Annotated in this window: 10 protein-coding genes; 8 read left to right on the plus strand and 2 right to left on the minus strand. The window is 68.5% G+C overall.

The features are described from left to right. Positions 1-35: 35 nt before the first annotated feature. Positions 36-647, minus strand: a complete 612-nt coding sequence (rdfA, locus tag AXA68_RS03685; RefSeq protein WP_198530016.1) for a rod-determining factor RdfA — start codon at positions 645-647, stop codon at positions 36-38. 571 nt (positions 648-1,218) lie between these two features. Between rdfA and AXA68_RS03690 the strand changes: the two genes are divergently transcribed. Further along, entirely contained in the window at positions 1,219-1,779 is a 561-nt protein-coding gene (locus tag AXA68_RS03690; RefSeq protein WP_066412963.1) for a TATA-box-binding protein, read from the plus strand. Between the two features lie 61 nt (positions 1,780-1,840). Further along, positions 1,841-2,200 (plus strand): DUF7473 family protein, encoded by a 360-nt coding sequence (locus AXA68_RS03695; protein WP_066412966.1) that lies wholly within the window; start codon positions 1,841-1,843, stop codon positions 2,198-2,200. 30 nt (positions 2,201-2,230) lie between these two features. Here the strand turns inward: AXA68_RS03695 and AXA68_RS03700 are convergent, their stop codons facing one another. Beyond that, entirely contained in the window at positions 2,231-4,420 is a 2,190-nt protein-coding gene (locus AXA68_RS03700; RefSeq protein WP_066412968.1) for an ATP-dependent DNA helicase, read from the minus strand. A 174-nt stretch (positions 4,421-4,594) separates the two neighbouring features. Between AXA68_RS03700 and AXA68_RS03705 the strand changes: the two genes are divergently transcribed. From AXA68_RS03705 to hemL, 6 genes are all read left to right on the plus strand, one after another. Next, the gene (locus AXA68_RS03705) at positions 4,595-5,071 is read left to right on the plus strand and encodes a histidine kinase (RefSeq protein ID WP_066412970.1); all 477 of its coding nucleotides are present in this window, start codon (positions 4,595-4,597) and stop codon (positions 5,069-5,071) included. A 143-nt stretch (positions 5,072-5,214) separates the two neighbouring features. Beyond that, positions 5,215-5,715: an amino acid-binding protein gene (locus tag AXA68_RS03710; RefSeq protein WP_066412972.1), complete on the plus strand. Its 501-nt coding sequence runs from the start codon at positions 5,215-5,217 to the stop codon at positions 5,713-5,715. Positions 5,716-5,816: 101 nt separating this feature from the next. After that, positions 5,817-6,848: a DNA repair and recombination protein RadA gene (gene radA, locus AXA68_RS03715; protein ID WP_066412979.1), complete on the plus strand. Its 1,032-nt coding sequence runs from the start codon at positions 5,817-5,819 to the stop codon at positions 6,846-6,848. Positions 6,849-7,325: 477 nt separating this feature from the next. Next, entirely contained in the window at positions 7,326-9,014 is a 1,689-nt protein-coding gene (locus AXA68_RS03720; protein WP_066412981.1) for an ammonium transporter, read from the plus strand. A 92-nt stretch (positions 9,015-9,106) separates the two neighbouring features. Beyond that, positions 9,107-9,562: a hypothetical protein gene (locus AXA68_RS03725; protein ID WP_066412983.1), complete on the plus strand. Its 456-nt coding sequence runs from the start codon at positions 9,107-9,109 to the stop codon at positions 9,560-9,562. 79 nt (positions 9,563-9,641) lie between these two features. Further along, positions 9,642-10,979, plus strand: coding sequence for a glutamate-1-semialdehyde 2,1-aminomutase (gene hemL / locus AXA68_RS03730; RefSeq protein ID WP_066412993.1), 1,338 nt, complete (start codon positions 9,642-9,644; stop codon positions 10,977-10,979). The last annotated feature ends 228 nt before the right edge of the window (positions 10,980-11,207 follow it).

The following is an 11,207-nucleotide window of genomic DNA, read 5'->3' on the forward strand; positions in this document are numbered from 1 at the left end:
ACATCCCCCCGTCGGTAAATACTTGTGTCTCGTCGTCACTCGGCCGCACAAGCGCACCCGCCCCGCCGAAGCAGCTCTCCCACCCGGTAGTCCGCCCCGCAGGCCCCGCACGTCACCCGGACGTCGACGAACACCTCGTAGGGGCGGTCCGCGAGTTCGCCCGCGTCCGCGAGCGCCTCCACGGCCGAGTCGGCGACCGCCTCCGTCCGCCCCGCGAGCCGCTCGATCGTCTCCCGCCGGTCGTCGAGCCGGTCCGCGTCCTCCTCCGGCGGCCGAGCCTCCCGCTCGCCCGTGAGGTACGTGTGGATCGTCTGGTGGCTCACGAAGTCCCCGAGGACCGCGTCCACGTCGACGCCGAGTCGCTCGAGTTCCCGCCGCGCTCGGAGGGTCTCCGATCGCGGGACGTCGTCGTCCGCGAGCGCCCGATGGGCACTCTCGACGTCGGACCGCGTCACCGAGCCGTCGGCCTCCCGCATCGCCGCCCCGAGGACCGTCCGGTTGAACTCCTCGGCGAGCGACCGCAGGCTGGTCCGGTCGCCGTCCTCGCCCGTCCAGGCCGCCTCCAGCTCCGCGCCGAGGCCCTCGAGCCCGTATTCCCGTATCGTCCGCTCGACCTTGCTCGTCGAACCGGATCCGGCGTCGCCCATACGCCCGATCCGACTCCTGACTTTACAAAAGTACTGGTGTAAAGCAGATCCGTCGCCGGGAATCGGTCATCCCGACGCCGAACACATATCTAAACAGGTATTTCAATAAAACCCTATTAATTCATATACTACTCTGTTTCTGGATCGACGCTGAATCGACGTCCTCGGTCGCAGCCGGATGAGATTTACTGGATCGGTACCGAACTCGATCCGTCGATACCCCATATCGCCCGGTAAAATCGACATAAGCGGAATTAACGGGTAGATCGCGATGCGTTCACACTCGATCACGAACTCGAACGAACTCGATCGCGAGCCGATTCCTCCATCTGACCAATATACGGCTCTAGTACGCCTGAAAACCGATTATCGGTCGATTCACGGAATCAGATCGGCGAGATCGCCGCTCGTTCTCGATCCGACCCTCTCCGCCGGCCACTATCCGATAATTATACGATATCAATATAGTATATTTTGTTGAGTGTTTTGTTCCGGTCGCGGGTTTTTCCTCGCCGCCGTCGCTCCCACCTACCGACCTTTTTAAAAGCCTGACCGTCCTACGTTCGAGCGAATGGCCGATCCGAAGGACACGATCACGATAGAGAACGTCGTCGCCTCTACCGGGATCGGGCAGGAGCTCGACCTTCAGAGCGTCGCGATGGACCTCGAGGGAGCCGACTACGACCCGGAGCAGTTCCCCGGGCTCGTCTACCGCACCGCCGACCCGAAGTCGGCGGCGCTCATCTTCCGTTCCGGCAAGATCGTCTGTACCGGCGCGAACTCGACCGAGGCGGTCCACGAGAGTCTCGCCATCGTCTTCGAGAAGCTCCGGGAGCTCCAGATCCCGATCGAGGACGACCCCGAGATCACGGTCCAGAACATCGTCACCTCCGCCGACCTCGGCGAGAGCCTCAACCTCAACGCGATCGCCATCGGGCTCGGGCTGGAGCACATCGAGTACGAGCCCGAGCAGTTCCCCGGGCTCGTCTACCGGATCGAGGAGCCCGATGTCGTCGCCCTGCTCTTCGGCAGCGGAAAACTCGTCGTCACCGGCGGCACGGATCCGGCCGACGCGGCCGCCGCCGTCGACGTGATCGTCGAGGAGCTGTCCGGGCTCGGCCTCCTCGACTGAGGCGGCGCACGCTCGGCTCCGATCCCGTCGGCCCTTTTAGGCTCCACCGCCTACGCGGCGTATGCCCGCTCAGACGGTGACGCCGCTCTCGGTGCTCGTGACGACCGTCGTCTTCGCGCTGTTCCTCTCCGTCACCGCCCACGTGGCCGCCCGGAACGTCCTCGGCGACGTCGACCCGCGGCGCGCGCTGTACGTCGGCCCGCTTCCCGCCGCCGTCAGCGTCGTCGGCGGCGGCTTCGCCGTCCCGGCGGCCGTGACCGTGACGGTCGCGTTCGGGCTCGACGCCCTCATGTTCAAGTGGAGCTACGACCAGCCGCCGCGGGTCGTCGCGGTCATGACCGTCATCCACGCCGCCGTCACGATCCTCGTCGGGGTCGTGCTCGGCGGGATCGCGCTGCTGCTCTCGACGCGTCCGACGTGACTTCGAGGCTCCGGGAGCGACCGCGATCGCTCACGGCTGCGGCGGCGATCCCTCGTAGGCGTCGTGGTCGCCGTAGAAGTTCAACATCGCGAACTTCAGTTTCTCGGGGTCGATGTCGAGTAGTTCCTCGCGCTCCTCCGGGGGGAACGCGCCGCGCACGGAGTACTTCCCCATGTCGGCGGTCGTGTACCGCCGGTCGGCGAGGATCCGGACGCCGAAGTCGTCCGGGCCGCGGATCACCCGGCCGATCGCCTGTCGCGTCTTCCGGACCGTCGGGATCTCCACGGCGTACGCCCAGCCGGGGTCGCGGGCGCGGTCCCGGTCGGCGAACGCCCGGTCGTAGGCGTCCTGGACCGCCTCCATGCGGTCGGAGAGGTGCGGGTACGGGACGCCCACCACGACGACCGTACGGGCGTCGTCGCCGTCGAAGCTCACTCCCTCCGCGAGCGTCCCCCACAGGGAGGTGAAGAGCGCGGCGTCGTCGCTCGCGACGAACCGGCGTCGGAGCGCCTCCTCGTCCTCGCCGGAGCCGTCGAGGTACAGCGAGCCGAGGTCAGCGCCCGCGAGCCCGCCGTCGCCGCCGAGCCGCTCGTGGTAGCGTTCGGCCTCGCCGTACGACGGGAAGAAGACGAGCGTGTTGCCCGGCGTGAACCGGATCGCGTCGCGGAGGAGCCCGGCCACGGCCTCCTGGGTCTCCGGGTCGTTCCGCTCGGAGGCGAAGAGCGGCGGCGTGTCGACCGCGAACGTCCGCCGGTTCTCCGCCGGGTACCCCATCCCGTACGCGAGCGTGGCGGCGTCCTCCACGCCGAGCACGTCCTCGGTCACGTCGAAGGGGCGGAGCGTCGCGCTCATCAGCACCGAGGCGGCCACCTCCTCGAACAGCGCCGAGGTGACCGACCGCGGGATACAGGTGTACAGCTCGGCGCGGCCGTACACCTCGTCGGTGCCGCCGTCGCGGCGCACGGAGACGACCGGGTACTGGCCGAGCGCGGTCCCCTCCTCCATCCACGTCGAGACGAACCGGGCGGCCTGGAGGGTGCGGCACTCCGCCCGGCTCGTCGCCTCGCCCTCGCGGTAGGCGCGCTCGTACTCCTCGTCGATCGCCTTCCCGAGCTGGACGGCCAGCTCGAGCTCGGCGTCGATCCCCCGGCCCTCGTACCGCTCGAGGAAGGCGAGCGTGAGGTCGTCGCGGCGGTCGTCGTTGGCGATCGACACGTCCTCCCAGCCCTCGCCGACGGACTCACGCGCGGCGAACCCGAGCGCGTCGTCGTACGCGTCGACGAGGGCGTCGCGGAACGCCGAGAGCACGTTCTCCGCGGGCTCCGCGCGGGAGTCGTCGCTGTCGGCGAGCTCCTCGAGGGCGGCGTCGAGGGTGTTCTCCGTCAGCGACCGGGAGGCGTGCTCGCGGGCGGCGTCCTCGACGTTGTGCGCCTCGTCGAACACGGTGATCACCTCCGAGGGGTCGCGGTCGATCCACCGGAAGAACTGCTCGCGGATGTTCGGGTCGAGCAGGTGGTGGTAGTTACAGACCACCAGGTCGACGCCCTCCATCCCCTCCTTCAACAGCTCGTAGCCGCACAGGTCGCGCTCCTCGGCGTACTCGTAGACGTCGTCCGGGGTCCGCACGTCCTCGAAGAGCCACTCGAAGAAGCCGTCCGTGTCCCGCGTCAGGTTGTTGCGGTAGCGCTCGCAGACGTTGGCCGCCTCTAGGTCGTCGAGCTCCGCCTCTAGGTCGTCGAGCTCGTCCATGACGGCCTCGCGGGCCTCGGCGGCCCCCGCGTCGCCCTCGCGGCTCTCGGCGAGCAGCTCGCGCTGGCGCTGCTCGAGCTCGCGCTTCTCCGACTCCGTCTCCACCATCGAGCGGGTCGCGTCCCGGAGGGTCTGACACTCCTGGTAGTCGACGCCGATGTGACACATCGAGGACTTTCCCCTGAAGACGACCGCCCGGATCGGCTCGGTCCGCGTGATCGCCCGCGCGTCCTCGACGAACTGGCGCATCTGCTGGTGGACGTTCGTCGTGATGACGACCGTCCGATCGTTCTCTCTCGCGTGCTCGAGCGCGGGCACGAGCGCGGAGAGGGTCTTCCCCGTCCCCGGCGCGCCCTCGAACAGCACGTCCTGTCCCCGCGAGAGCGCGTTGGCGACCCGGTCCATCGCCTCGCGCTGGTTGGGGTACGGCTCCTCGTAGGGGAAGAACCGCAGGTGCGGCGACTCTGACACGGTCGCCGCTTCGGCGGCATCGGGCAAAAGGGGTGGGGTACCTCGGCGGAAGTGGTCGATCGACGAAACCCCCATGTGATTGGTGTTCTGCGTATATATCCGTTGAGGTCCCGTGCGGTTCGAACGCACACTACCGGCGTTTATTACCGGTTATCGCGCGACGACCGGACCGCTATGGCGACCGAAACCGCGACGGCGACGGACGTATCGACTGCAACCGGCGACTGGAAGGCGGGCGTGGCCGGCGGGCTCGTGGGCAGCGCCGCGTTCGGGCTCGTGATGACGTTCGTCATCCCCGCCCCGCTTCTGGAGGTCGTGATCCCCTCGATGTACGGGCTCGCGCCGCCGGCCGCCCCCGTTCTCGGCTGGATCATCCACATGTCCCACGGCGCGGTGATCGGCGTCGGGTTCGCCGCGCTCGTCGGCGCGAGGCCCGCCCTCGCCGCCACCGTCGAGAACGCCGTCGGGCTCGGCGCGGCCTACGGCCTCCTCGTCTGGGCCGCACTCGCCGTGATCGCCATGCCGATCTGGCTCTCGGCCGTCGGCTCCCCCGCGAACCCCCCGCTGCCCAACGTCAGCGCGCTGAGCGCGGTCGGCCACCTGCTGTACGGGGTCGTCCTCGGGGTCGTCTACGCCGCCATCCCGAACTGATCCGGGCCGGAACCCGCTCCGGGCCGGAACCCGCTCCGACTCGCTCCCCGTCCGCGTCCGATCCGCTTCCCTTCCGCGTGTCCCTCCGTGACCCGACCCGTCACCCGCGTTTTTAAGCGTCCGGCGAGCACCCGTACGGACGAATGTTCGACGAGATCCTCGAGAAGTTCGAGGGATCCCCGAGCCAGCAGGCCGTCATCCGGCTGTTCTTGGAGCGCGGCTTCTCGGTCAACGAGGAGGGACGGGTCGTCTCCGGCGGGATCGAGATCCCGTACACGGGGATCGCCCGCGAGCTCGACGTCGACCGGCGCGTCGTCGACTCCACGACCGACGCGATCCTCGCGGACCCCGAGCTGAAGCGCATCTTCACCAACATCTCGTCGATCCCGAGCCTGATGGATCTGGCCCCCGTCCTCGATCTGACCGTCCTCACGATCGAGGTCGCCGCGGCCGACGAGGCGGGGATCGTCGCCGAGGTCACCGGGATCCTCGCGGACCACGGCGTCCCCATCCGCCAGGTGCTGAGCGACGACCCGGAGTTCACCGACGACCCCAAGCTGTACGTGATCACGGACGCCGAGCTCCCCGGCGAACTGCTCGTCGAGATCCGCGAGTTGGGCTACGTCCGCCGCGTCGGGTTCTAGCGCGCGTTCGGACCGCCACGGCTCGCCCGCTCGCTCCCCGTTTCACTTTCACTCGGCTGTTAACCAGGGTTTATATCCGAAGCCGCACAAGCCGGGTGTACATGCCTGAAGACGAACTCGAGGACCTCCCAGGAGTCGGCCCGGCGACCGCGGACAAACTCGTCGAGAACGGATTCGAGAGCTACCAGTCGATCGCGGTCGCGAGCCCCGGCGAGATGTCGAACACCGCCGACATCGGCGAATCGTCCGCCTCCGACATCATCAACGCCGCCCGCGACGCGGCCGACGTCGGCGGCTTCGAGACGGGCGCGACCGTCCTCGAACGCCGCCAGGAGATCGGCAAGCTCTCCTGGCAGATCGAGGAAGTCGACGACCTCCTCGGCGGCGGTATCGAGACCCAGTCGATCACCGAGGTGTACGGCGAGTTCGGATCGGGGAAGTCGCAGGTCACCCACCAGATGGCCGTCAACGTCCAGCTCTCACAGGAGAACGGCGGCCTCGACGGCGGCTGTATCTTCGTCGACTCCGAGGACACGTTCCGGCCCGAGCGGATCGACGACATGGTTCGCGGGCTCGACGACGAGATCCTCGCCGACGAGATGGAGCGACGCGAGATCGAGGGCACCCCCGACGACGAGGAGGCCATGGAGGCGTTGGTCGACGCCTTCCTCGATCAGATCCACGTCGCGAAGGCGTTCAACTCCAACCACCAGATCCTGCTGGCCGAGAAGGCCAAGGAGCTCGCGGGCGAACACGAGGAGAGCGAGTGGCCCATCCGGATCGTCTGTGTGGACTCGCTCACCGCCCACTTCCGCGCCGAGTACGTCGGCCGCGGCGAGCTCGCCGAGCGCCAACAGAAGCTCAACAAGCACCTCCACGACCTGATGCGGATCGGCGACCTGTTCAACACCGCCATCCTCGTCACCAACCAGGTCGCGTCGAATCCCGACTCCTACTTCGGGGACCCCACGCAGGCGATCGGCGGCAACATCCTCGGACACGCCTCCACGTTCCGGATCTACCTCCGCAAGTCGAAGGGGAACAAGCGGATCGTCCGGCTCGTCGACGCGCCGAACCTCGCCGACGGCGAGGCCGTGATGCGCGTCCAGGGCGAGGGACTGAAACCGGAGTGACCGCGACGGTCGGCTCCGCGTAGCTCACGCTCGCCGGCCTCGTTCCGGCCGATCGCGACGCCCGGTGGACGAACGTCAACTTCTCCGCACGGCGGGCGTATCGCCCGAGATCCGCCGGTACGTCGGATCTCCGGCGTCGACGCCGACTCCCCGGCCGGCAATATTCGCAAAGGGGGGTCGCGCCCGGCGCGATCGCCGACGATCGCCGCCGTTTCCGCCGAAATAGTTAGGTATCTTATACTATGTGCGGTCAGTTTTTTCGCAACGATTGCCAACCGACCAGCCGGAATACGTCCTTAAACATACTAGTATTCTCCTTATATTTGACACTGAGTGTATTATTAGGAAAATTTCTTTCGAAACTCAACTCAAACGTTTATATATTCCTGATACCCGACCGGGGAACGTGATTCAACACATGAACGCGGACGAAACGAACCGTATGATAGACGTACGTTCAATGGAGGTGCGTTCGGCGTGACGGCCGGCGTCCTCGCCAGCATCGATCCGAGCGTGCTCGCGGAGGGGGTGAACCTGATGTGGGTCGCGGTGGTGTGTTTCCTCATCTTCTTCATGCACGCCGGCTTCGCGATGCTCGAGGCGGGCCAGGTCCGCGCGAAGAACGTCGCGAACCAGCTCACGAAGAACCTGCTCACCTGGAGCGTCGGCGTGCTCGTCTACTTCCTCGTCGGCTTCGGGATCGAGGGCGTCGCCGGCGGCGGCGGCTTCTCGTCGGCCGCGGCGCTCGGTGACGGCGCCTGGGTCAACAGCTGGCTGTTCGGTGCCGTCTTCGCGATGACGGCGGCCACCATCGTCTCCGGCGCGGTCGCCGGTCGCGCGAAGCTCCGCGCGTACGTGGCATACACGATCGCCATCTCGGCGGTCATCTACCCGGTCGTCGCGGGGATCACCTGGGGCGGCGGCTTCCTCGGCGGCGCCGGACTCGGATTCACCGACTTCGCCGGCGGGATGATCGTCCACGGGGTCGGCGGCATCGCCGGCCTCACCGCGGCGTACGTGCTCGGCCCGCGCATGGACCGCTACGCCGAGGACGGCTCCACGAACGTCATCCCCGGTCACTCGATGACGTTCGCGGTGCTCGGTACCCTCGTCTTGGCCTTCGGCTGGTACGGCTTCAACGTCGGCACGACCGCAACCGTGTTCTCGGTCACCGACGCGGGCGAGCTCGCGCTCGGCGGCTACGCGTCCGTCGGTCGCGTCTCGCTGGCGACGACGCTCGGGATGGCCGCGGGCGGCGTCGGGGCGGCGCTCGCCTCGGTGTACGCCACGAAGAAGGTCGACACGCTGTACGTCGCGAACGGCCTGCTCGCCGGTCTCGTCGGCGTCACCGGCATCGCGAACCTCGTCACGTGGTGGGGGGCGATCCTGGTCGCGCTCGTCTGCGGCCTTCAGCTCCCGCTCGTCTTCGAGTTCGCCTCCGACCGGATGAAGATCGACGACGTCTGTGCGGTGTTCCCCGTCCACGGCTCCGCGGGCGTCATCGGCGTCCTCGCGCTGCCGTTCGTCCACATCAACGGCTTCTCCACCAGCCTGCTCGTCTCGCAGGTGATCGGCGTCGCCGTCATCACGGTGTGGACGGTCGCCGCGACCGCCGCGGTCTTCGGCGCGTTCAAGGCGGTCGGACAGGCGCGCGTCACCCCCGAACACGAGCGCGACGGGCTCGACGTCAGCGAACACGGCGTCGAGACGTACCCCGAGTTCGGCAAGCCGACCGTCAGCACCGACGGCGGGACGGTCGCCGCCGGCGACGCGTCCTCGCCCGACGGCTCCCCGCGCGCCGACGGCGGCGAGGAGGACGGCACGGAGATCAAGATGGTCACCGCCATCGTCCGCCCGGACAAGCTCGGGGCGATAAAACAGGCGCTCGCGGAGGTCAAGGCCCCCTCGCTCACCGTGACGAACGTCTCCGGCCGCGGCAGCCAGCCCGCGAAGACGGGCCAGTGGCGCGGCGAGGAGTTCACCGTCGACCTCCACCAGAAGGTGAAAGTCGACGTCGTCGTCGCCGACATCCCGGCCGACGAGGTCGCGGAGGCGATCCGCGGGGCCGCGGAGACCGGCGAGCCGGGCGACGGCAAGGTGTTCATCCTGCCGGTCGAGGACGCGCTCCAGGTCCGGACCGGCGCGACGGGTCCCGAGGCAGTGTAGTCGGCGGCGAGTATCCGCTCGCGGGATGACCGCCTCGCGGAGCCGGCACACGACCGACCAACCCTTTTGTTTCCGCCGTCGCCACGTACCGCATGGTCTCGAACACGCGGCTGTACGGCGCGGCGATCGCGTTCGCCTCCGGCGGTTACTCCCTCGCCAGCGCCGCCGGCGCGACGCGCATGACGGCGACCGCGTGGCTCATGCTCGCGCTCGGGGCGGTGGTCGTCGTCCACGGTGCCCTCCTGCTCGCGCCGACCCTCCCCCTTGACGACGCGACGAGCGGCGGGCTGATGTTCGCGTACGCCGTCGTCATGCTCGCCACCCAGGCGGCGCTGGCGACCGGGATGGCGGGCGGCACGGGCGGAAGCGGGATGGGCGGTGACGGGGCGATGGGTGGGAGCGGCATGGGCGATGGCGGCGGCATGGGCGGCGCGATGGGCGACGCGACGGTGACCGCGGCGATGCCGTGGGACCTGGGGATGGCCGTCCTCGCGCTGCTCATGCTCGTCAGCGGCGCGATCATGGTGCGGAGCGACGGCGGAATGTAGGCCGGCCGTTCCGGCGTCGGCGGGGGCGACCGCGGCCGACTCGGTAACACCTTTCCACGGGGCGGTCGAACCGGTGAATATGAACCACGAACGCTCCCGTGAACTGTACGACCGCGCGCTGTCGGTTTCGCCGGGCGGCGTCAACTCCTCGGTCCGGGCGACGATGCCGCACCCGTTCTTCGTCGAGCGCGGCGACGGCGGGCACGTGATCGACGCCGACGGAAACCGGTACGTCGACTGGGTGATGGGGTACGGCCCACTGCTGTACGGCCACGACCTGCCCGAGCCGGTCGAGGCGGCGATCCAGTCGCACGTCGCCGCCGGGCCGATGTACGGCGCGCCGACGGAGATCGAAGTCGAGCACGCGGAGTTCGTGGCGCGACACGTCCCGAGCGTCGAGTCGATCCGGTTCGTCAACTCGGGGACGGAGGCGACGGTGTCGGCGGTGCGGCTGGCGCGCGGCCACACCGGCCGCGACAAGGTCGTCGTGATGCAGGGCGGCTACCACGGCGCACAGGAGTCGACGCTCGTCGAGGGCGGTCCCGAGAACCCGCGTCCCTCGACGGCGGGGATCCCCGAGTCGTTCGCCGAACACACCCTCCCGATCCCCTTTAACGATCCCGAGGCCGCGACGGAGGTGTTCGCCGAACACGGCGACGACATCGCCGCGGTCCTCGTCGAGCCGATCCTCGCCAACATGGGGATCGTGATGCCCGTCGACGGCTACCACGAGACGCTGCGGGACCTCTGTGACGACCACGGGTCGCTTCTGATCTTCGACGAGGTGATCACGGGGTTCCGGGTGGGCGGGCTCGGCTGCGCGCAGTCGAAGTTCGGCGTCACCCCGGACGTGACGACGTTCGGAAAGATAATCGGCGGCGGGTTCCCGGTCGGCGCGATCGGCGGGCGAGCGGAGGTGATCGAGGAGTTCACCCCGTCCGGCGACGTCTTCCAGTCCGGCACGTTCTCGGGGCACCCGGTCACGATGGCCGCGGGGAAGGCCACGCTGGAGTACGCCGCCGAGAACGACGTGTACGAGCACGTGAACCGGCTCGGCCGGAAGCTCCGGGAGGGGATCGCGGAGATCTGCGCCGAGCGCGCCCCCGAGTACACCGTCGTCGGCACCGACTCGATGTTCAAGACGGTCTTCACCCGCGAGGCTCCCGACGACCCCGACGCCTGCTGTGCGGGCGGCTGCCTCCAGGACCTCGACTGCGACCGCTACGACGCCTGTCCGAAGACCGGCGCGGACGTGGCGGACGCCGCCACCGACCGCTGGGAGCGGGTGTTCTGGCAGGAGATGAAGGACCGCGGCGTCTTCCTCACCGCCAACCAGTTCGAGTGCCAGTTCACCTCCTACGCGCACACCGAGGAGGACGTCGAGACGACGCTCGAGGCGTACCGCGAGGCTATCTGAGAACGCCGCCGTGCGGTGGCGCGCGCCGTGAGCGGCCCCTCGGGCCGCGAACGCACCGCGCGAGTCCTCGCGACTGGGGCTTTGACGCTGCTCGTCGTCGAGCCGTAGCCGCTCGCGTGCGGACCTTCGTCGGGATTCGCGCTCGTCGGAAGTGCGGAACCTTTTTATGCGGAAGCGGAATTACGTCCTAGTGATGACCGCGGAGGCTCGTCGCGACCCCGCCCTCTT

It is taken from the genome of Halorubrum aethiopicum, from assembly GCF_001542905.1.
GTDB lineage: Archaea > Halobacteriota > Halobacteria > Halobacteriales > Haloferacaceae > Halorubrum > Halorubrum aethiopicum.

Coding starts and splice junctions, on each gene's coding strand:
- rdfA (WP_198530016.1), bottom strand. CDS start 647: ATGGGCGACGCCGGATCCGGTTCGACGAGCAAGGTCGAGCGGACGATA.
- AXA68_RS03690 (WP_066412963.1), top strand. CDS start 1,219: ATGGCCGATCCGAAGGACACGATCACGATAGAGAACGTCGTCGCCTCT.
- AXA68_RS03695 (WP_066412966.1), top strand. CDS start 1,841: ATGCCCGCTCAGACGGTGACGCCGCTCTCGGTGCTCGTGACGACCGTC.
- AXA68_RS03705 (WP_066412970.1), top strand. CDS start 4,595: ATGGCGACCGAAACCGCGACGGCGACGGACGTATCGACTGCAACCGGC.
- AXA68_RS03710 (WP_066412972.1), top strand. CDS start 5,215: ATGTTCGACGAGATCCTCGAGAAGTTCGAGGGATCCCCGAGCCAGCAG.
- radA (WP_066412979.1), top strand. CDS start 5,817: ATGCCTGAAGACGAACTCGAGGACCTCCCAGGAGTCGGCCCGGCGACC.
- AXA68_RS03725 (WP_066412983.1), top strand. CDS start 9,107: ATGGTCTCGAACACGCGGCTGTACGGCGCGGCGATCGCGTTCGCCTCC.
- hemL (WP_066412993.1), top strand. CDS start 9,642: ATGAACCACGAACGCTCCCGTGAACTGTACGACCGCGCGCTGTCGGTT.